The organism is Sphingopyxis italica (assembly GCF_011926545.1).
GTDB lineage: Bacteria > Pseudomonadota > Alphaproteobacteria > Sphingomonadales > Sphingomonadaceae > Sphingopyxis > Sphingopyxis italica.
In genome coordinates, this window is record NZ_JAATIT010000003.1 from 251562 (window position 1) to 273126 (window position 21565).

At 64.9% G+C, this 21565-nt stretch carries 18 protein-coding genes; 11 read left to right on the forward strand and 7 right to left on the reverse strand.

Features of this window, described 5'->3' with window-relative positions:
- Positions 1 to 30: 30 nt before the first annotated feature.
- From GGR90_RS12475 to GGR90_RS12485, 3 genes are read right to left on the reverse strand one after another with little or no spacing between them, the layout of a single operon-like run.
- Positions 31 to 915: a pirin family protein gene (locus GGR90_RS12475; RefSeq protein WP_167921782.1), complete on the reverse strand. Its 885-nt coding sequence runs from the start codon at positions 913 to 915 to the stop codon at positions 31 to 33.
- A complete protein-coding gene (locus GGR90_RS12480) occupies positions 915 to 1283 on the reverse strand; it encodes a cupin domain-containing protein (protein WP_245198650.1) in 369 nt (122 codons plus the stop codon). The genes GGR90_RS12475 and GGR90_RS12480 overlap by 1 nt, the downstream gene beginning before the upstream one ends.
- A gap of 2 nt (positions 1284 to 1285) precedes the next feature.
- A complete protein-coding gene (locus GGR90_RS12485; RefSeq protein WP_381449472.1) occupies positions 1286 to 1564 on the reverse strand; it encodes a BolA family protein in 279 nt (92 codons plus the stop codon).
- Between the two features lie 80 nt (positions 1565 to 1644).
- Here GGR90_RS12485 and GGR90_RS12490 point away from each other — a divergent pair, with 80 nt between their 5' ends.
- The 4 genes from GGR90_RS12490 (at position 1645) to GGR90_RS12505 (ending at position 5072) form a co-directional block, all read left to right on the forward strand.
- Positions 1645 to 2238 (forward strand): J domain-containing protein, encoded by a 594-nt coding sequence (locus GGR90_RS12490; RefSeq protein ID WP_167921785.1) that lies wholly within the window; start codon positions 1645 to 1647, stop codon positions 2236 to 2238.
- A gap of 11 nt (positions 2239 to 2249) precedes the next feature.
- Positions 2250 to 2687, forward strand: a complete 438-nt coding sequence (locus tag GGR90_RS12495) for an ester cyclase (protein WP_167921786.1) — start codon at positions 2250 to 2252, stop codon at positions 2685 to 2687.
- Positions 2688 to 2886: 199 nt separating this feature from the next.
- Positions 2887 to 3876, forward strand: coding sequence for a cobaltochelatase subunit CobS (cobS, locus tag GGR90_RS12500; RefSeq protein ID WP_167921787.1), 990 nt, complete (start codon positions 2887 to 2889; stop codon positions 3874 to 3876).
- Positions 3873 to 5072 (forward strand): alpha/beta hydrolase, encoded by a 1200-nt coding sequence (locus tag GGR90_RS12505; protein ID WP_167921788.1) that lies wholly within the window; start codon positions 3873 to 3875, stop codon positions 5070 to 5072. The genes cobS and GGR90_RS12505 overlap by 4 nt, the downstream gene beginning before the upstream one ends.
- Before the next feature lie 3 nt (positions 5073 to 5075).
- On the opposite strand, the gene GGR90_RS19635 is transcribed toward GGR90_RS12505, so the two are convergent.
- Positions 5076 to 5207, reverse strand: coding sequence for a hypothetical protein (locus tag GGR90_RS19635; RefSeq protein WP_280740853.1), 132 nt, complete (start codon positions 5205 to 5207; stop codon positions 5076 to 5078).
- Positions 5204 to 6397, reverse strand: coding sequence for an MFS transporter (locus GGR90_RS12510; protein WP_209023737.1), 1194 nt, complete (start codon positions 6395 to 6397; stop codon positions 5204 to 5206). Before GGR90_RS12510 ends, GGR90_RS19635 begins: the two co-directional genes overlap by 4 nt.
- A 221-nt stretch (positions 6398 to 6618) precedes the next feature.
- Here GGR90_RS12510 and cobT point away from each other — a divergent pair, with 221 nt between their 5' ends.
- From cobT to GGR90_RS12535, 5 genes are all read left to right on the forward strand, one after another.
- Entirely contained in the window at positions 6619 to 8442 is a 1824-nt protein-coding gene (gene cobT / locus GGR90_RS12515; protein WP_167921790.1) for a cobaltochelatase subunit CobT, read from the forward strand.
- A gap of 439 nt (positions 8443 to 8881) precedes the next feature.
- Positions 8882 to 10528: an acetolactate synthase large subunit gene (locus GGR90_RS12520; protein WP_167921791.1), complete on the forward strand. Its 1647-nt coding sequence runs from the start codon at positions 8882 to 8884 to the stop codon at positions 10526 to 10528.
- A 118-nt stretch (positions 10529 to 10646) separates the two neighbouring features.
- Positions 10647 to 12080 (forward strand): aldehyde dehydrogenase family protein, encoded by a 1434-nt coding sequence (locus GGR90_RS12525; RefSeq protein ID WP_167921792.1) that lies wholly within the window; start codon positions 10647 to 10649, stop codon positions 12078 to 12080.
- Positions 12081 to 12230: 150 nt separating this feature from the next.
- Positions 12231 to 13103 (forward strand): UDP-2,3-diacylglucosamine diphosphatase, encoded by an 873-nt coding sequence (locus tag GGR90_RS12530; RefSeq protein WP_167921793.1) that lies wholly within the window; start codon positions 12231 to 12233, stop codon positions 13101 to 13103.
- Positions 13100 to 14149, forward strand: coding sequence for a glycosyltransferase family 4 protein (locus tag GGR90_RS12535; RefSeq protein ID WP_167921794.1), 1050 nt, complete (start codon positions 13100 to 13102; stop codon positions 14147 to 14149). The genes GGR90_RS12530 and GGR90_RS12535 overlap by 4 nt, the downstream gene beginning before the upstream one ends.
- Before the next feature lie 61 nt (positions 14150 to 14210).
- Here GGR90_RS12535 and GGR90_RS12540 read toward each other — a convergent pair whose 3' ends face one another.
- Positions 14211 to 16736: a TonB-dependent receptor plug domain-containing protein gene (locus GGR90_RS12540; protein ID WP_167921795.1), complete on the reverse strand. Its 2526-nt coding sequence runs from the start codon at positions 16734 to 16736 to the stop codon at positions 14211 to 14213.
- Positions 16737 to 16929: 193 nt separating this feature from the next.
- On the opposite strand from GGR90_RS12540, the gene guaA reads away from it, so the two are divergent.
- Positions 16930 to 18516, forward strand: coding sequence for a glutamine-hydrolyzing GMP synthase (gene guaA / locus GGR90_RS12545; RefSeq protein WP_167921796.1), 1587 nt, complete (start codon positions 16930 to 16932; stop codon positions 18514 to 18516).
- Positions 18517 to 18599: 83 nt separating this feature from the next.
- On the forward strand, positions 18600 to 19403 hold the full coding sequence (locus GGR90_RS12550; protein WP_209023738.1) for a hypothetical protein: 804 nt from the start codon (positions 18600 to 18602) through the stop codon (positions 19401 to 19403).
- Between the two features lie 72 nt (positions 19404 to 19475).
- Here the strand turns inward: GGR90_RS12550 and GGR90_RS12555 are convergent, their stop codons facing one another.
- Positions 19476 to 21467 (reverse strand): TonB-dependent receptor domain-containing protein, encoded by a 1992-nt coding sequence (locus GGR90_RS12555; protein ID WP_167922136.1) that lies wholly within the window; start codon positions 21465 to 21467, stop codon positions 19476 to 19478.
- Positions 21468 to 21565 lie beyond the last annotated feature (98 nt).

Consider the following 21565-nt stretch of genomic DNA (forward strand, 5'->3'; position numbering starts at 1 on the left):
CTATGGCCGCTTCCGGCCCACACGCCGCCTTCAGGGATAGCTTACCGTCTTCGGCACTTCGGGGATCGGGATGAATTCCTCACTGTCACCGGGAACCAGCGGGAATTTGCGTTCCTTCCACTCCGCCTTCGCCTCGTTGATGCGGTCGCGCGACGAGCTGACGAAATTCCACCACACATGGCGCGGCGTCGTGAACGCCTCGCCGCCGAGCAACATCACGCGCGCGTCGGTTTCGGCGCGCAGCGTCATCGCCTGCCCGGGCTTCAATATATAGAGGCTGTAACGATCGAGCGCCTCGCCATCGAGGCTCGCGTCGCCCAGTGCGACGAGCACCGCGCGCTCGTCGGCCTCGGCGTCGATCGGGATCGTCGCGCCGGCGTTCATCAATATATCGGCATAGATCGTCGCGGCATGCTGGGTGATCGGCGAGGTCGCGTCCCACAGGCTGCCCATGATGACGCGCGCCGACACGCCATTATCCTCGACCAGCGGCAGATCGTCCTTCGCGACATGTTCGAACGCGGCGTCGATCTCTTCCTTGCCGTCGGGCAAAGCGAGCCAGGTCTGCATTCCCGAGATGCCCGATCCGGTCGCACGCTCGGCGGCGGGGGTGCGCTCCGAATGGACGATGCCGCTGCCCGCGGTCATCAAATTGCACGCGCCGGGGCGGATCGTCGCGAAGGTGCCAAGGCTGTCGCGATGGTCGATCGCGCCCTCGAACAAATAGGTCAGGGTCGACAGGTTTATATGCGGATGCGGGCGCACGTCCATGCCGCGGCCGATGTCGAAATGCGCGGGGCCGAACTGGTCGACGAAAATGAAGGGGCCAACCATCGTCCGCGCCTTGTTCGGCAAGGTGCGGCGCACTTCGAAGGCGCCGAGATCGTGGGTCGAGGGGGTGATGATGTCGAACATCAAACGAGCCTTTCCAATGTTTTCTTTGTCTTTTCGGTTTCGACATTGCCGGTGTTGCGCGTCGAATTCGGTTCGAGCAGCAGCACCTGGCATTCGCCGTCCAGCGCCTCGGGGCAATGTTCGGTGCCGCGCGGGACGATGATGAACTCGCCGGGCTCGACGATCACGTCGCGGCCCTGAAACGCCATCTTCATCCGGCCGGCGACAACGAGGAACAATTCGTCCTCGTTGACATGATGGTGCCAGTCGAACTTGCCGGCGAACTTCACCAGCTTGACCTGGAAATCGTTGATGTCGCCCGCGACGCGCGGGTTCCAGTGATCGTGGAAGGTCGCGAAGGCTTCGGCGAGGTTGACCTTGTCCGGCATCGTCATTCGCCCGGCGCGGTCGCGCGGATCGCGAGCGCGTGGACGCGCTGGCCGGGCAGATCGCCGAGCGCCTTGTTCACTACTCGCTGGCGCGCGACGCGGTTCATTCCGGCGAAGCCTGCCCATTCTATGGCCAGGCTGAAATGCGACTCGCCGCTGCCGTCGTCGCCCATATGGCCGTGATGGCTCGCGCTGTCGTTGCTCAGGGTGAAATTCGCGTCGGGAAAGGCTGCGGCGAGCAGGCTTTCCATCTCTTGCTGCACGGGGCCTTTGTTGCTCATGGGGTTGACCATAAGCTCTCCATCGCCAAATTATAAGGCCCCCCAAAGATCAATCACACGCTCGATTCCGAAAGCCCGTTTTGCCGTCTTCCGCCCGTCCCGCCCGATTCCACGGCCGCGTCCCGCGCGAGGAACGCTGCGCCGCACCCGGCTGCCGCGAGCCCGGCGAGTTTCGCGCCCCCGTTTCCTCCCATCGCTCGCCCGACGGGCCGCCGCCTTATCGCTGGCTGTGCCTCGATCATGTGCGCGAATTCAACGCGGGCTATAATTTCTTCGAAGGGATGAGCGCCGACCAGATCATGGCGGCGCAGTCGCCCACCGGCGGCTGGGAAACCGAAAGCCGCGCCTTCCGCGCCGCGGGCAGCGCCGACCTGCCGCCGCGCTGGGCCGATTTCAAGGATCCGATCGACGCACTCGGCGCGCGCTTCCGGCAGCGGATGGACGAAGCGCGGCGCGAGGCGGCCAATCCCCGCCTGTCGCGCGAGGAACATGATGCGATGCAGTTGCTCGGCCTTTCCGCCGGCGCCGATCGCGCGGCGCTGCGCCGCCGCTACAGCGAACTGGTCCGCAAATATCATCCCGACCGCAATGGCGGCGATCGCAGTTTCGAAACGCGGCTGGGTGCGGTAGTCGAGGCCTATCAGTTGTTGAGAAAGAGCAAGGCGTTCGCATAAGGAGAGGCACGATGACCGACCTGGACGAAGCACGGATCGAGGTGGTGCGCCGCCATATGGCGCTCGAGATCACGCACGATTGGGACGGCGTCCTCGCGACCTTCGACCATCCGCGTTACGAGCTGATGGGCCCCGGCACGATCTTCGACGGCGAGGCGGCGGTGCGATCCTATTTCGCTACCTCGCGCGAGCCCTTTCCCGATCAGGCGAACGAGGTGATCGCGATCGCCGCCGACGCCGCGACGAACACGGTGCTCGTCGAATTCTGGCTGACCGGCACGCACACCGGCCCGTTGAAGCTCGGACTCCGCACGATCGAGCCGACCGGCAAGACGTTCCGCATCCGCATGGCCGCAAGCTTCGAATTCGGCCCCGGCAGCGACAAGATCGTCTGCGAGCGTCCCTATTACGACCAGTCGGCGGTGATGAAGGCGCTCGGACTCTTCTGAAAAGGCGTTGCAAGGCGAAACGGACGGCGATACCGCGCTCGGACAGTCGGCGGGAATACGGCCGACTCCTCTTCCCCGTCACCCTGAACTTGTTTCAGGGTCCATGGCCCGACCTTTCCGCTGGCGCGCCGTCAAACGAGAGCCCGGGCCATGGATGCTGAAACAAGTTCAGCATGACGAAAATGAATGGACGCCAACGATGACCGATATTCCGAACAGCCTTCCCGATCACCACGGCTCGACGCTGCTTGCGGCGCCCGATGTCGAGGTCGATGCGCGCGAGCTGTTCGGGGTCGACATCGACATGAAGGTCCCGGCGTTCAGCGAGGCCGACGAGCGCGTTCCCGACCTCGATCCCGCCTATGTCTTCGACGGCGACACGACGCTCGCGATCCTCGCCGGCTTCAAATACAACCGCCGCGTGATGGTGCAGGGCTATCACGGCACCGGCAAGTCGACGCACATCGAACAGGTGGCCGCGCGGCTCAAATGGCCGTGCATCCGCGTCAACCTCGACGCGCATATCAGCCGTATCGACCTCGTCGGCCGCGACGCGATCGTGCTGCGCGATGGCCAGCAGGTCACCGAATTTCGCGAAGGCCTGCTCCCCTGGGCGCTGCAGACGCCGACGGCATTGGTCTTCGACGAATATGACGCGGGCCGCCCCGACGTGATGTTCGTGATCCAGCGCGTGCTCGAAACCGAGGGCAAGCTGACCCTGCTCGACCAGAACCGCGTGATCCGCCCGAACCCGCATTTCCGCCTCTTCTCGACCGCGAACACCGTCGGTCTTGGCGACACGAGCGGGCTTTATCACGGGACGCAGCAGATCAACCAGGGCCAGATGGACCGCTGGAACATCGTCGTCACGCTGAACTATCTCCCCGCCGCGACCGAGAGCGCGATCATTCTCGCCAAGGTGCCCGATACCGACGATACCACCGTCGCCAATATGGTGAAGGTCGCGGATTTGACGCGCCAAGGGTTCATCAATGGCGACATTTCGACCGTCATGTCGCCGCGCACGGTGATCAGCTGGGCGCAGAACACCGCGATCTTCGGGAATATCGGCTTCGCCTTCCGCCTGACCTTCCTCAACAAGTGCGACGAGGCCGAGCGGATGATCGTCGCCGAATATTATCAGCGCGTGTTCGGTGAAGACCTGCCCGAGAGCGTGATCGGCAAGTGAGGCAGCTGCGCCACCTGGCGGTGGCGTCCTGCGCCGCACTGACGCTGTCGGGGTGCAGCATCGCGGCGGTCGATTATGGCGAGATCCGCCACGCCGACTATGTCGTCGACCCGCGCTGCACCCCGCAGCCGGGCGCGGTCGTCGACGGCGAAGCGCTGCCCTTTTTCTTTGCGACGAGCCGCCTGCCCGATTGCCGGGCCCCGGAAATCGAGCTACTGCATCACCGCGGCGACCGCATCCGCTATGGCCGCTTCAACGCGCCACGCGACGTCGAGGTCGGCAAGAAGGAGAAATTCCTCACCCCCCTCGCCTTCCAGGCGCCGGCGGACTGGTGGCGCGCGCTGCAGGCCGAGACCGACCGCCGACAAGGACGCGTGCTGCTCTACGTCCATGGCTATCGCGAGAATTTCAACACGACGTCGAAGGACGCCGCGCAGATCGCGCGCATGACCGGTTTCGACGGTCCGATCATCGAATATAGCTGGCCGTCGCAGGGCAAGATTTTGAGCTATGTCGTCGATGAAACCAACATGTATCACGACGTCCGCAATTTCCGCGATTTCCTGAAATCGCTCGCCGAACAAGACTGGGTCAAGGAGATTGTCCTCGTCTCGCACTCGCTCGGCGCGCGGTTGGTCGTTCCCGCCGTCGCTTATGTCGACCGCACGTCGACCCGCGCCGACAGCAGCAACATTTCGAACATCATCCTCGCCTCCCCCGACATCGACCGCGAGACGTTCGAGCGCGATATCGAGGAAGAAGTGTTGTCCGCGCGGCGCGTCGCCAACAATCGCCGGATCACCGCCTATGTCTCGCGCGCCGACAAGGCGCTCGCCGCGTCGCGCGCGATCCACGGCTATCCGCGGCTCGGCTCCCCCTATTGCTTCAACCCGTTCAAGGCGGCCGAGTTGAAAGCCCAGGGACTACCCGAGCGCTGTTATCCGGCATCGCGCCCGGGTCTGACCGTGATCGACACGACCGACGTGTCGCGCGGATCGACGGGGCACAGCAATTTCCTGCGCAGCGCGGTCGCTTGCCGCGATTTTATCGACGTCGTCGCGAACAAGCGGACGCGGCCCGAGCGCGTCGCGACCCAATGGGCGCATGTCTTCCGGCTGCTGCCCGATCCGGCATTGCCCAAGGATGGCGACGATGCGACCTGCCACCGGACGCCCGAGGTCGAAGCGCCCGAATAGCGACTAAAAGCCGCACATGATCGCGAAGTTGGCAAGCCAGACGACCGGCCCCTCGCCGGTCCAGAGCCACAGCCCGCCGAGCGCGATCAAGACGAAAAGCGCGAGCGCGATCCAGTCCTGCCGCGCGAGCCTCATGCGGGTTGCAGCCGTTTGACCGGCGCGTCGGCGATCGGCAAGTGGACGAGCCCCGCGAACAGCCCGAGCGCGATCGAGAAGCCCCAGGCGATATTATAGCTGCCCGTCGCGTCGAAGATCAGCCCCGCCATCCATGCGCCGAAAAAGCTGCCGAGCTGATGGCTCAAAAACACGATGCCATAGAGCATCGAGAGATAGCGAATGCCGAAGATGCGGCCGACGATGCCGCTGGTCAGCGGCACGGTGCCGAGCCACAGGAACCCCATCGCGCCTGCGAATACCAGCGCGCTCGCGTGGCTGAGCGGCACGAACAGGAACAGCGCGATCACCGCCGAGCGCGCGGTATAGAGCGCCGACAGCACATATTTCTGACGCAGCAGGTCGCCGGCGCGGCCAAAGACGTACGAACCGAGGATGTTGAACAGACCGACGAGCGCCAGCACCTGCGCGCCGATCTCGATCCCCAGCCCCTTGTCGTCGAGATAGGCGGGGAGATGCGTCGCGATGAAGGCGATATGGAAGCCGCAGACGAAGAAGCCCGCGTTGAGCAGCCAGTAGCCGCGATGCACCGAGGCTTCACGGAGCGCCTCGCGCGCGCTCTGCTCCTCGGCCTGCAGTGTCCCGGGCGTGTCGGTGCGCCCCGCAACACCGATCGCGAGCAGACCGCACAGCGCGACGAGCCCGGCCATTATCCAGAGCGTCTGGTGATAGCCGACGTCGCCAAGCAGCATCGACGCGAGCGGCACGACGAGGAACTGGCCGAGCGAGCCGCCCGCGGTGACGATGCCGAAAGCGCCGCTGCGTTTTTCGGCGCTGACGACGCGCCCGACCGCGCCGAGCACGACGACGAAGGTCGTCGCCGACTGCGCCATGCCGATGAAAATACCGAAGCTGATATGCAGCCCGATCGCATCGGTTGCCAAGGCGGCGCCGATCAGCCCGAGCGCATAGAGCAGCGCGCCCGCCAGCACGACGCGCCCCGCGCCATGCTTGTCGGCGATCGCGCCGACGAACGGCTGGACGAGCCCGAAGAGCAGATTCTGGAGCGCCATCGCGAGCCCGAAGTCGGAACGGCTGATCCCGATATCGACGCTCATCTGCGGAAGGAACAACCCGAACGACTGGCGCACGCCCATCGCCAGCGTGACGATGAAGGCCGCGCAGGCGATGACGATCCACGGACGTTTCATGGGGGAGAGGGCGGGGGAGCTCATACTCGTGCCGATGCGCCTCGCGCCCGTTTGCGTCAAGCGAGCTTGGCTATCGCGGCCCCTACGCCTCCTTCGTCATCCCGGGCTTGACCCGGGATCCGCCTGTCTTGACGCGGAAGAAGGCAGGCCCCGGATCAAGTCCGGGGTGACGATTGGAGTAGCCCTTTCTTCATTCCGAAAAGCTGGTTAGAGCCGACTCGATGTCCGCTTCCTCTCCCCTCGACGATTTCAAGGCCGCGCTGTCGAGCGTCGCGCGCGCGGTGACGCGCGATGCCGAGGTCGAGGTCGGCTTTACCGCCGACGCGCCCGCGCAGGTCGGCAAGGCGATCAAGGTGCCGACCCCGTCGCGCACCCTGCCCGCCGACCAGGTCGCCGAAGCGCGCGGCTTTGCCGACTCCTATGCTTTGCGCATGAAGCACCACAGTGAGAAATTGCACACCGCGGCGCGCCCTGCCGAACCGATCGCCGCCGCGGCGTTCGACGCGATGGAGCGCGCGCGGATCGAGGCATTGGGCGCGCGCCATATGGACGGGATGCGCGGCAATCTGGCGGCGAGCCTCCAGATGCGGATGCGCAGCGACCCGATCAGCCGCGCGCAAAATCGCGAGGATGTACCGATTTCGAGCGCGCTCGAGCTGATGCTGCGCGAGGCACTGACCGGCGAGCAGGCGCCGCAGGGGACCGAGACCGGCCTGTCGCTGGTGCGTGAGTGGATCACGGGCGAAGCGGGCGGAGACTTGACCGCGCTGTCGATGCTGCTCGACGATCAGGCCGCCTTCGCCGATACCGCGAAGCTCGCGCTCCGTCACCTCGACCTCATCCACAGCGACGAGCCGCTGGAAGAAGGCGCCGAAGACGGCGGCGAGCAGGACGAGACCGAGGCCGAAGAAAGCCAGGAAGAGCAGGAAAGCGAAGACGGCGGCGCCGGCGAGAGTCAGGTCGATGCGCGCGCCGAAATGGCGGGCGACCAGGCCGACGATGGCGACAGCGATCCCGACGCGCAGGAAATGGAAGCCGACGGCGAGCCCGAAATGGGCGGCGAAGGCGACGAAGGCATGCTGCCCGTGCGGCCCAACCGCCTGCCGAGCGACATTCCCGATTTCAACTATCTGCGCTTCACCGAAAAGCATGACGAGATCATCCTCGCCACCGAGCTGTGCGATGCCGACGAGCTGACGCGGCTGCGCGCCTATCTCGACCAGCAGATGGCGCATCTGCAAGGCGCGGTGACCAAGCTCGCGAACCGGCTCCAGCGCCGCCTGATGGCGCAGCAGAACCGCGCGTGGGATTTCGATCAGGAGGAAGGCCAGCTCGACGCGGCGCGGCTCGCGCGCGTCATCGTCTCGCCCGGCCAGTCGCTCTCCTACAAGATCGAGCGCGATACCGACTTTCGCGACACCGTCGTCACCTTGCTGATCGACAATTCGGGATCGATGCGCGGGCGGCCGATCAGCATCGCCGCGATCAGCGCCGACATCCTCGCGCGCACGCTCGAACGCTGCGGTGTGAAAACCGAAATCCTCGGCTTCACGACGCGGACGTGGAAGGGCGGGCAGAGCCGCGAGGACTGGCTCGCCGCCGGCCGCCCCGCGCACCCCGGCCGCCTCAACGACCTCCGGCACATCATCTACAAGCCCGCGGACGAACCCTATCGCCGCGCGCGCAAGTCGCTCGGCCTGATGATGCGCGAGGGGCTGCTCAAGGAAAATATCGACGGCGAGGCGCTGATGTGGGCGCATCAGCGGATCATCAGCCGCCCCGAGGAACGCCGCATCCTGATGGTGATCAGCGACGGCGCGCCGGTCGACGACAGCACGCTGTCGGTCAACCACGGCGCCTATCTCGACCAGCATCTGCGCCAGGTGATCGACTGGATCGAGAACCGCTCGCCGGTCGAGCTATGCGCGATCGGCATCGGCCACGACGTGACGCGATACTACAGCCGCGCGGTGACGATCATGGACGCCGAGCAATTGGGCGGCACGATGGTCGAGCAGTTGGCGGGGCTGTTCGACGTGGATTGACGCATCTTCCCCGCGGCGGGGACGATCGAGAGCGGGATGATCTTGAATCGATCCATTCCGTCATTGGAATAGCGGCTATTGCGATAACAGGCGCAAAGAACCCCAAGTCAGCGCCGCATGAAAACCGCTTTCCTACAAAATATCGCCATGCTTTAAGCTATCGGATGACCGCCATCGCGGCCCTCACTCCCCGCGGCCGCAGGGCCATCCTCGCGGCACCGCCGTCGCTGCGACGGGTATTATTATACCCGAGGGGAATGACAAGTTTGACAACTTGGCTCCGCGTGACAACCCCTTCCCCTCCCGTTACAAACTCTCCTCGTGCAGCAGGGACTCGCGGCCTATGACGAGCGCCGCTGCAACGGATATATGCTGAAGGGTCGCCGGCATGACGTGGAGCCGCACCGGTGTGGTGCGCGGCTGAGGGGGCGACTGTAGCATGAAAAAAGCATCCGACCTGTTCATCGAATGCCTGGAGGAAGAAGGCGTCGAATATATTTTCGGCGTTCCGGGCGAAGAAAATCTCGATTTTCTCGACAGCCTGTCGCGCTCGAAGACGATCAAGCTGATCCTGACGCGCCACGAACAGGGCGCGGGGTTCATGGCCGCCACCTATGGCCGCCACACGGGCAAGACCGGCGTCTGCCTCGCGACACTGGGGCCCGGCGCGACCAACTTCGTCACCGCCGCCGCTTACGCCCAGCTTGGCGGGATGCCGATGATGATGATCACCGGGCAAAAGCCGATCAAGAAGTCGAAGCAGGGCCGCTTCCAGATCCTCGACGTCGTCGCGATGATGGGGCCGATCACCAAATATACGCACCAGATGGCGTCGTCGGACAATATCCCGAGCCGCGTGCGCGAGGCGTTCCGCCTCGCCGAGGAGGAAAAGCCCGGGGCCGTCCATATCGAGCTGCCCGAGGATATCGCCGACGAGCATACCGATTCGACGCCGCTGAAGCGCAGCCATTCGCGTCGGCCGACCGCCGATGTGAAGTCGATCCGCGAGGCAGTGAAGGCGCTTGAGGAAGCGACCTCGCCCGTGCTCGTCATCGGCGCCGGCGCCAATCGCACGATGACCGGCCGCATGCTGTTGCAGTTCATCGAAAAGACCGGAATTCCGTTTCTCACGACGCAACTCGGCAAGGGCGTGATCGACGAGCGGCATCCGAAATTTTTGGGCTGCGCGGCGCTGTCATCGGGTGATTTCGTCCATCGCGCGGTCGAGGCGTCGGACTGTATCGTCAACCTCGGCCATGACGTGATCGAGAAACCGCCCTTCTTCATGCAGCGCGGCGGGCCGACCGTGATCCATATGTCGAACAAGACCGCCGAGGTCGATCCCGTCTATTTCCCGAATATCGAGGTGATCGGCGACATCGCCAATGCCGTGTGGCAGATGAAGGAGGATATCGTTCCCAACAGCGGGTGGAAGTTCGATCACCTGCTCGCCTATCGCCAGGGCGAGGTCGCGCATACCGCGCCGCTCGCCAAGGATGAGCGCTTCCCGATCTTCCCGCCTTATGCGGTGCAGCAAATCCGCGACGCGATGCCCGACGACGGGATCATCTGCCTCGACAATGGCGTCTACAAGATATGGTTCGCGCGCGGCTATACCGCCTATCGCCCGAACACCGTGCTGCTCGACAATGCGCTCGCGACGATGGGCGCGGGCCTGCCGTCGGCGATGATGTCGGCGATGGTCTATCCGGGGCGCAAGGTCATGGCGATCTGCGGCGACGGCGGCTTTATGATGAACAGCCAGGAGATGGAGACCGCGGTGCGCCTCGGGCTCAACATCACCGTGCTGATCCTCAACGACAACAGCTATGGCATGATCCGCTGGAAACAGGCGAACATGGGCTTCAAGGATTGGGGGCTGACCTATGGCAACCCCGATTTCGTCAAATATGCCGAAAGCTATGGCGCACACGGTCACCGCGTCGAGAGCGCGGCGCATTTGAAGGAACTTCTGGCGCACACGCGCGATACTCCGGGTGTGCATCTGATCGATTGCCCGGTCGACTATTCGGAAAATGACCAAATTTTGAACAACGACATCAAGAGATTGTCGAAGGAGTTGTAGAGATATTCCGCGACCGGTTTTTCTTGTCATCCCCGCGAAAGCGGGGACCAGGAGCGGAATGGACAAGGATCGCAGTTCATGCGGGGATGACAATGTTTGAGAGTGTTGGAGAATAGTTGTGAAACTCAAAGACGTCTATCCGCTCTACCTCAACAACAAGGCGGTGCAGCCGAACACCGACCTCGATGTGATCGACAAGTTCACGGGCGAGGTCGCGTTCCGGACCGCGCTCGCGACCCCCGACGTCATCGACGAAGCGATCGCAGGCGCCGTGCGCGCCGCCGAGCCGATGGCGCGGCTGGCGAGTTTCGAGAAGCGCGATGTGCTCACCCATTGCGTGACCCGTTTCCAAGAGCGTTTCGACGAACTCGCTTATGCGCTGTGCGTCGAGGCGGGCAAACCGATCGCCGACAGCGAGGGCGAGGTCACGCGCCTGATCGACACCTTCCGCATCGCCGCCGAGGAAGCGACGCGCAATTATGGCGAGGTCCAGCCGCTCGACATTTCGGCGCGCGCGAAAGGCTATATGGGGATGTGGAAGCGCGTGCCGATCGGGCCGTGCAGCTTCATCTCGCCGTTCAACTTCCCCCTCAACCTCGCCGCGCACAAGATCGCGCCCGCGATCGCGATCGGCTGTCCGTTCGTGATGAAGCCCGCGTCGCTGACGCCGCTCGGCGCGATCATCATGGGCGAGGTGCTCGCCGAATGCGACATCTTGCCCGAGGGCGCGTTCAGCATCCTGCCCGCGACCCGCGCCGGTGCCGACCTGTTCACCACCGATGAACGGCTGAAGCTGCTCAGCTTCACCGGTTCGCCTGGCGTCGGCTGGGATTTGAAGGCGAAGGCGGGCAAGAAGAAGGTCGTGCTCGAACTAGGCGGCAACGCGGCGGTGATCGTCGACAAGGACGCCGACCTCGACCATGCGCTCGCGCGCATCATCTTCGGCGCTTTCTATCAGTCGGGCCAGTCGTGCATCGGGGTCCAGCGGATCATCATCCACGCCGATATTTACGACAAATTCCGTGCCATGCTCGTCGAAAAAACGAAGACGCTGGTCGCGGGCGATCCCAAGGACCGCAAAACCTTCATCGGCCCGATGATCTCCGAAAAGGAGGCCGCACGGCTGGATGGGTGGATCGCGGAAGCGGTCGCGAATGGCGCGAAGCTGCTCGTCGGCGGCAAGCGCGAGGGTGCGATGCTCGAAGCGACCTTGCTCGAAGAGGTGGACCGCGGCGCCAGGGCCTATCGCGAGGAAGCGTTCGGCCCGGTCGCGATCCTCTCGAAATTCACCGACTGGGATCAAGCGCTTGCCGAGGTCAACGACAGCAAATTCGGACTGCAAGCCGGGCTCTTCACGCGCGACATCCACAAAGTGCTCGATGCTTGGGACCATCTCGACGTCGGAGGCATCGTCGTCAACGACGTCTCCTCCTACCGCGTCGACAATATGCCCTATGGCGGGGTCAAGGACAGCGGCCTCGGCCGCGAAGGCATCCGCTTTGCCATGGAAGATATGAGCGAAATCAGGAATTTGGTGATTCGGCGAACCTGATTGGATCATAGTTAACCGGATATGTGTCAAATAGGCAACGTCACCAAAGCGCCTTCAAACTTTCTTCAAACTGTCGCGAGTTTGAATCGCCCGTTGTAACAAAACTCCTGTCTAGGCCGTGGGCAGCCAAAGCTGTTTACGGAGCACGACATGGCCTCGATTTCGACCCTGCCGATCCCCGCCCGGTTTCCCGATCCCTTCACCACCGACCCGCATATCCCCGAACGCGTGATCGGCGAGCGGCGCAGCTATCGCGCGGTGTGGGTCAGCGACATCCACCTTGGCACGCGCGGCTGCAACGCCGCGATGCTGATCGACTTTTTCGACCATGTCGATTGCGAGACGCTTTACCTCGTCGGCGACATCATCGACGGCTGGCGGCTCAAGAAGCGCCATTTCTGGCCGCCCGAGCATAATGACGTCGTCTGGCGCGTGCTCAAGCGCGCGAAGCGCGGCACGCGCGTCGTCTACGTCCCGGGCAACCACGACGAAATGTGCAAGCCCTTCGACGGCTTCGATTTCGGTGGCGTCGAGATTCGCCGCGAGGCGATCCACGAGACCGCCGACGGCCGCAAATTGCTCGTCGTCCATGGCGACGAATTCGACGCGGTGATGCTCGCGCACCGCTGGCTCGCCTTCGTCGGCGACGCCGCCTACACCGCGCTGATGAAGTGCAATGTGGTCGTGAACCGCATCCGCAGCGCGTTCGGCCTGCCCTATTGGTCGCTGTCGATGGTCGCCAAGCACAAGGTGAAGAACGCGGTCCAGTTCATCGGGCGCTATGAAGAAGTCGTCGCCCACGCGGCGCGCTCGCGCGGGGTCGATGGCGTCGTGTGCGGGCACATCCACAGCGCCGAGATGCGCGAGATAGAGGGCACCGAATATTATAACGACGGCGACTGGGTCGAAGGCTGCACCGCGCTCGTCGAGCATCACGACGGGACGATGGAAATCCTCCACTGGGCCGAAGAGGTCGCGGCGCGGAGCGCCCCGACGAAGCTCGCGCTGCCGGCCGCCGCATGAGGATATTGATCGTCACCGACGCGTGGGAGCCGCAGGTCAACGGCGTCGTCCGCACGTTGCAGGCGACGATCGGCGAGTTGCGCGCCGCAGGGCATGACGTCGGCGTTATCTCGCCCGACCTCTTTCGATCGACCCCCTGCCCCTCCTATCCCGAGATTCGCCTCGCCTTCGCCGGGCGGCGCGCGGTCGGGCGCCGTATCCGCGCCTTTGCCCCGCAGGCGATCCATATTTCGACCGAAGGTCCGCTCGGGCTCGCCGCGCGGCGCTGGTGTCTTCGGAACGGCTTTCCGTTCACGACCGCCTATCACACGCGCTTCCCCGAATATGTCGCGGCGCGGCTGCCCATTTCGCCCGCGTTCGTCTGGCGCTTCATCCGCTGGTTCCACCGCCCCGCGCGGCACATCATGGTCGCGACGCGCAGCCTCGCGCGCGAACTCGCCGATCAGGGCCTCGGCCAGACGATGATGTGGGAGCGCGGCGTCGATCATGCGCTGTTCCGTCCGGACCGCGCGCCGCATCCAGCCTATGCCGGGCTGGCACGGCCGATCCAGCTTTATGTCGGCCGCGTCGCGGTCGAGAAGAATATCGGGGCCTTCCTCGACTGCGATCGGCCCGGCACCAAGGTCATTGTCGGCGATGGTCCCGCACTCGCCCAGTTCAAGGCACGACATCCCGATGTCCTGTTCGTCGGCAAGCTCGGCGGCGAAATGCTCGCCGCGGCCTATTCGGGCGCCGACATATTCGTCTTTCCCAGCCGCACCGACACCTTCGGATTGGTGGTGATCGAGGCGCTGAGTTGCGGGACTCCTGTCGCAGCCTATCCAGTGCCCGGCCCCGGCGACATCGTGCGCGAGGGAGCCGGCGCGCTCGACGAGGACCTCGGCCGCGCGATCGACGCCGCGCTGACGTGCGACCGGGATGACGCCGCGGCGCTCGGCGCACGCTATAGCTGGCCCAATTGCACCGCGCAGTTCGTGAAGGCGCTGACATTCCTGCCGACGGAACCCACGGTCGACGCCGCAGCCGCCGTGCCGCGGCTCGCCTAGGTGGCGGACGGCAGGAAGCCGGCGGAAGCCGCCCTTCCTTTCCTCGTCATCCCTCCCCGGCCTAAAACGCCTTGCGCCACTCCAGTTCGACATAGCGACCGAGCGGATCGGTATAACCCGGCTGATAGTTCAGCGGCACAACCCCGCTCGCGTCGGTCACCTTGCGCTGTGCGTCGAACAGATTGTTGACCGACAGGCGCAGGCGCGATCCTTTCAGGAAGGGCAGGTCGTCGGTCAGCTTCGGCATCTGGTTGAAATCGGCGAAGAAGCGCAGGTTGAACGTCGCGAGATCGTGGAACTTCAGATCGCCGTTGGCACCGCCGACGATGCGGCTGCCGCTGTCATATTTGGCGCTGACCCGCGTCCCGAAGCCCTTGTAGAAAAGGCCGCCGTCGAGTTCGAGGAGGTGACGATTGGTGCCGCCGCCGCTGCCCGTCGCCGATCCGTTCAACAGGTCGAGTTCGGGAACGCCCGGGCCGATCAGTATTTTGTCGGTCAGCTTGATCGTGTGGTAGAGCGACACCTGCCAGCGCCCACCCTGCTGCTGCCGGCCGCCGAACATGCCGCCGCGCCCGCCGCCGCGGCCACGGAAGCCTCCGCCGCCACGTCCGCGGCGCTGCTCGCCTGCCTCGGCGGGTGGACGCTGTCCTTCGGCGGCGGGGGGCGGTGTGGCAGCCTCGCCGCCTTCACGCGGCGCCGCCGCGTCCGCATCGCGCCGGGGACGGTCGCCGGCACCCGAGCGGCCGCCTTCGCCGCGCCCACGGCCGCCGCCCGAGCCCGCTTCGCTCTGGCCGAAGCTCTTGCCGAAATTGAAGCCCCAGCGAATCTGCGAATTGGTTGCGCGCTCGAAATTGACCGGACGCTGGTCGATCGCGAGCAAGGTTCCGTCGTCGTCGCGGATCACCCGGTCGGGAAAGGCCGCTTCGATCTCCGGGGTCAGCAGCGGAAAATTGTTCGCCGTGTCGTTGCTCTGGTTGCGGTTGTAATTGATCGAGAAGCGGAGCCCCTCGACCATCGGCACCTCCCAGTTGAGCCCGACCTTGAGGTCGCGGCGCTGCTCGGCGAGCAGGAACGGATTGCCGCCGCTGATCGTGTCGATCAGCACCGTCTGGCCGGTCCGGAAGTCGTAATAGGTGACACCCTCGGTCCGAAGCGGCGCTGCGCCGAGCTGGGTCATGCTGGGCGCCGCTTCGTCGCTGGAAAAGCTCGTGAGCAGCGACAGATTGTCGGTGACGCCCCAGTTCAACGTCGCGCCCCAGCTCGTCAGCGCCGAAAAGTCGCTCGGTCGTTCCGCCTGAGCATTCAGCGTCAATGACAGGCGGCCGATATTACCGATATCATATTCGGGATCGAGCAGCGGCACGGTGAGCGAGCCGAAGACGCTCGGCGTGTCGCGCGCCAGCTCGGTCGTGACGATGTCGAGGCCGCGCTCGGTTCGGCTGTCGAAACGCTGCCCGCTATAACCGCCGGTGATCGAGGAGCGGATCGGGCCCGCCCAACCCTCGACGACGCTGCCCGAAATATTGGCTTTGGTGCCAAAGCTCTGCTGGCTGCTGTCGAACCGGTCGCGCGTGCCGCTTTCCTGTTCGGTGAAGGTGCGCTGATCGGCGTCGGCATAATTGCCGGTCACCGACCAGCGCCAGTCGCCGAGCATGCCATTGACGCTCGCCGAGCTGGTCCAGTTCTGCGAACGGCTGTCGCGGCGACGGGGATCGTCGGGGTTGCCGTTCCGCGGGCCGAGCAGCGACAGGCTGTCGTTCTGGTCGAAACGCAGGCTGACCGAGGCCTCGGTGACCTTGTCGATGTTGCGCACCAGCGTGCCGTCGATGACATATTGGTCGCTCGCGGGAGCCAGACTGCGCGCGGGCGCGCCGGCGGCGAGGACGGGGTCGTCGTAAACGAGGTCGCGCTCGCTTTCGAGCAGCATCGTCTGATGCTCCCAGCTGGCGTTGAGGTTGAGCCGGCCATTGTCGCCGATCGCCATGAAAGCGGGTTCGAGTTCGTTCTTGAACTGCCCCCCCTGCGTCGGAATGCCCGCCTCCGCCTCGACCGAAATCTGGCGGAAGTCGGGCTTGAGCACGAAATTGACGACGCGCTCGGTCGCGGCATAGCCATATTCGAGCGCGACTTCCTCGGGGAAAATCTCGACCTTGGCGATCGCTTCGGGCGGGATGTTGCGCACCGCGCCGAAGCCCGAAATGCGCCGTCCGTTGACGAGGATGACCGGCCGTCCGCCGCGCCCGCGGCCCGAGCGCGTCTGCGGTTCGAGCGCGTCGAGCAACTCCTCGATCGACGAGGCGCCATAGCTGGCGATCGCCGCCTCATCGAGTTCGGCCTCCGCCCTGATGTCGGTGGCGAGCTGGCCCGCGAGGCGCGGCGCCGTGACGATGATCTCGTCCTCGCTATATTCGTCCTCCTCCGATTCATTGTCGGCGGATGCCGGAGGGGCCGCCTCGGCGGGCTGCTCGGCGACCGCGGAGGCCGCGGCGGGTCCGATCGGAGCCGCTGCCATCGCCGGCAGCGCCAACGAAGCCCCGGCCGCAAGGAGCGCGGCACGCGCGGAAATAGGCAGGCGGATAATATTCATGGGGGAGAGCCTTTGTTTTTTTGTCTTGGTTTTTCTTGGCATGACGGGGCTTAACGCCTCCTGACGCCGCGCTTTGTCCGACGTTCACTTATGTCCCGCAATTGTCGCAACAATGTGTCGAGGCCATGCCCGTTCGACGGGCGACCCATATCGACCGCTGGACAGCATGGCCCCATGCCCTTATCGGCCAGCCATGCCGACTCCCGACTCTTCCTTACCGCCCGAATCCATCCTGATCATCGACTTTGGGTCGCAGGTCACCCAGCTCATCGCCCGCCGCGTCCGCGAAGCCGGCGTCTATAGCGAGATCGTCCCGTTCAGCGCCGCCGAAGCCGCGCTCGAACGGATGAAGCCCAAGGGCGTGATCCTCTCGGGTTCCCCCGCATCGGTGCCCGCGACCGGCAGCCCGCGCGCGCCGCAATCGGTGTTTGACAGCGGCCTTCCCATCCTCGGCATATGCTACGGCCAGCAGGTGATGACCCAGCAGCTCGGCGGGCAGGTCGAACCCGGCGGCGCCGATGGCGAACGCGATGGCGAATTCGGCCGCGCCTTCCTGACCGTCACCGAACCCTGCGTCCTCTTCGACGGGCTGTGGGAGGTCGGCGAGCGCCATCAGGTGTGGATGAGCCACGGCGACCGCGTCACCGCCTTCGCCCCCGGTTTCCGGATCGTCGCGATCAGCGACGGTGCGCCCTTCGCGCTGATCGCCGACGACGAGCGCCGCTATTACGGCACGCAGTTCCACCCCGAAGTCGTCCACACCCCCGACGGCGCCAAGCTGATCGCCAATTTCGTCCGCCACGTCTGCGGCTGCAGTGGCGAATGGACGATGGCCGAGTTCCGCGCCACGAAAATTGCCGAGATTCGCGCGCAGGTCGGCGACCAGCGCGTGCTCTGCGGCCTGTCGGGCGGGGTCGACAGCGCGGTCGCCGCGGTGCTGATCCACGAGGCGATCGGCGAGCAGCTCACCTGCGTCTTCGTCGACCACGGCCTTCTCCGCATGAACGAGCGCGAGCAGGTCGAGCGGCTGTTCCGCGACCATTACAACATCCCGCTCGTCGTGGTGGACGCCGAGGAACGTTTCATGGCGGGCCTCAAAGGCGTCACCGACCCCGAAAAGAAGCGCAAGTTCATCGGCGCCGAATTCATCAATGTGTTCGAGGAGGAAGCGAAGAAGATCGGCGGCGCCGATTTCCTCGCGCAGGGTACGCTCTATCCCGACGTGATCGAATCGGTTTCCTTCACCGGCGGCCCGAGCGTGACGATCAAGAGCCACCACAATGTCGGCGGCCTGCCCGAACGCATGAACATGAAGCTCGTCGAACCCTTGCGCGAGCTGTTCAAGGACGAGGTCCGCCTGCTCGGCAAGGAACTCGGCCTTCCCGACGTCTTCGTCGGCCGCCACCCCTTCCCCGGCCCCGGCCTCGCGATCCGCATCCCGGGCGAAGTCAGCAAGGAACGCTGCGACATATTGCGCAAGGCCGACGCGGTCTATCTCGAGGAGATCCGCAATGCAGGCCTCTACGACGCGATCTGGCAAGCGTTCGCGGTGCTGCTCCCCGTCAAGACCGTCGGCGTGATGGGCGACGGCCGCACATACGACCATGTCTGCGCGCTCCGCGCCGTCACCTCAACCGACGGCATGACAGCCGACATCTATCCCTTCGACGCGAGCTTCCTCAGCCGCTGCGCGACGCGCATCATCAACGAGGTGCAGGGCATCAATCGCGTGGTCTACGACTATACGTCGAAGCCCCCGGGCACGATCGAGTGGGAATGATCGGCGAGGCAAAAAGGGCGATCTCAGGCACGCCCAAGGACGGTCGGGTTTCGGAAAGAGGGAAAGCTGTTTGATGGGGAGTAATGATACTCTATATCATTCCGATGCAGACAAGCTCCTCTAATCGCCCGGCCGTTTCCAGTCTCTTCCGCGAAATCGAAAGGCTCCACGGCGACCTCCCCTGGGGTGTCTTCCTCGACGCGGGCACCGGCACGCATTCGATCGGCTGGGCCGCCTCGCTCGCGACCGAGCGATGGACCGCGGTGAGCGGCGCCGAAGCCCATGCCGCGCAAGCCGCCGATGCGATCGCGGCAAAGCGCCGCGCGGCCGACCGCGTCGTCGTCGGCAATTGGGCCGATCCCGCGCTGCTGGCAGGCGAGCGATATGACACGGTGCTTGCGGACTATCTGCTTGGCGCGATCGACGGTTTCGCGCCCTATTTCCAGCACCGGCTGTTCGCGCGGCTGCGTCCGCTCGTCGGGCGGCGGCTCTATGTCGTCGGGCTGGAGCCCTATGTGACCGGCGAGCCCGATAGCGAAGCGGGCCGCCTCGTCCGGGAAATCGGGCGCTTCCGCGACGCTTGCCTGCTTCTCGCGGGCGAACAGCCCTACCGTGAATATCCGGCGCAATGGACGGTCGATCATCTCGAAGCGTCGGGCTACCGTGTCATCGCCGCCAAGCGGTTTGCCAACCGTTACAAGGAGCGTTTCGTCGACAGTCAGATCGATATGTGCGCGCCGCGTCTCGCGAAGATCGCGGATCACGGCCTCGCGTACGCCCTCGCCGCGCGCGGCGAGGCGCTGCGTGCCGAGGCGCTCGCGCATGTCGCGCGCGAGGACGGACTGCGCCACGGCTTCGACTATATATTGGCGGCCGAACCCGCCTGACCGGCACCGAATGATCGGCGGAAGGAGGGGCGCGGGACCAACTGCCCCTCCTTCCAGCCGTCCCCTTTGGTCCTAGAAGCTGGTGCGCAGCCCGAAAACGAAGTTCCGTCCGCGCAGCGGCGACGCGTTCTTGATGAAGGATGCGTGGTTATACGCGAGTTCGTTCGTCAGATTGGTCGCGCGCACGAACAATTCGGCATCGGCCTTCGGCCCGAGGTCGAGTTTGTAGGCGAGCGTCGCATTGAGCATGTCATAACCGGCCGTCCGCGTTTCGAACGCCGCGATCCGGTCCTGTTCGAAGACATGATAATATTCGACGTCGCCCGACAGCGGTCCCCATCGTCCGTCGGCGCGGGCGCCGAGACGACCGGCAGGAATGCGCGGTAGATTGCCGAGATCGCCCTTGAACTTGGCCCGCACATAGTCGCCGAACAGCGACACGCCGACGGTGCCGAAATCATGCCGCACCTCGCCATCGACGCCGGTGAAGGTCGCGTCGGCGGCGGTGTAGCGGATGAGCCGGAAATCCTCGAACTGGTCGAGCGTGTTCGCGAAGATATAGTCGTCGAAATCCTGATGATAGGCGCCGATCGTTAAGGTCGTCGCGCCCTTTGTCTTGCGAAAGGTCAGGTCGATCGACTTGCCGGTTTCCTTGCCGAGCGTCGCGGTGCCGAGTTCATAGGTGTTCGTGGCGAGATGGATACCGCGCGCATAAAGCTCCTGCACATTGGGCGCGCGCTGCGACCGCGCGAGCGACAGCGCGAGCGAATAGTCACCGCCGATGTCCCAGATCGCCGCGCCCGAGACCGAGAAGGGCTTGTGGCTGATTTCGCGGTTCAGCGTCGTCTCGATCCGCTGCCATTCCTGCCGCGCCGCGAGTTCGAGGCGGACGGGGCCGGCCGCGAGCGTCTCCATCAGGAACAGTGCGGTATTGCGCGTCTCGCTTTCGGGCAGGAACGCCTCTTCGCCGACCGCGCTGAACCGGCTTTCCGAATGCTGGACCCCGAACGCGCCGCGCAAGGGACCGATCGGCTTGTGCGCCAGTTCGAAGCGAAGCTCGTGCGCCTTGTTGCTGAAGGTCGTCGCGACCTCGTCATGCTCGATCTCGTCATGCTCGTAATCGGTGAACGACAGCCGGAAACGCACCTTCTCGAACCCGGGAAGCGGATCTTCATATTCGCTGCGGATGTCGAACCGCTCGCTGCGCAGTTTGACGAACGGCACTTCCTCATGCTCGTGGTCGTGATCATGGTCGTGATCGTGATCCTCGTCGTCGTGCCCGTGCCCGCCGCAGTGCAAACTGCTGCCGTGCGGATGGCAGCCTTCATAGTCGTGGCTGTGCCCCGGCAGACCATATTCGCTGCGCTGGCGCGTGTAGGCGACGCCGAGATAGCCGCCGCTGCCGACCCAGGAACCGCCGACGGTGAAGGTCGACGTGTCGTTGTACGACCCGTCGACATGGCGTTCGCCAAAGCCCTTCGGCACGCGGTAATCGTTCGACGACCGGTGGACGCCCTCGACCCGCAACGCGAGCCCCTGCCCGCCGATCGTGATCCCGCCGACCAGCGATCGCTCGTCGTCCGCGGTGCCGAGGCGCCCCTCGACCGTGCCCGCGATACCGCCGTCGGGGATCGAGGTCGGCACCTTGTCGTCGAGAAGATTGATCGCGCCGCCGATCGCGCTGCCGCCATAGAGCAGCGCCGAAGGACCGCGCAGCACCTCGATCCCGCGCAGCAGCAGCGGCTCGGTCGTCACCGCATGGTCGGGCGAGATCGCCGACGCGTCGCGGACGCTGGCGCCATCGGAGAGCGCCTGGACGCGCGGGGCGGTTTGGCCGCGAATCACCGGCCGACTCGCGCCGCCGCCGAAATTGTCGAAGTGGATGCCGGGCTGCCCGGCGAGCGTGTCGCCGAGCGTTGCTTGCCGGCGATGGACCAGTTCCTCGCCCATCAATGTAATCACCGGCGTCGCGGTCTCGTCGACGCGGAGTCCGAGGACATTGGCCGAGACGACGATCTCGGGATCGGCGGTGCTGCCCGCCTGCATGAAGCCCGTATCGGGCATGGTTGCGGGTTTGGCGGGCGGCGTCGATTCGACCGCGAAGGCGATATGGGGAACCGCCGCCGGAATCGCGGCGGACAGGAGGAGAGCTCGAAACTTCA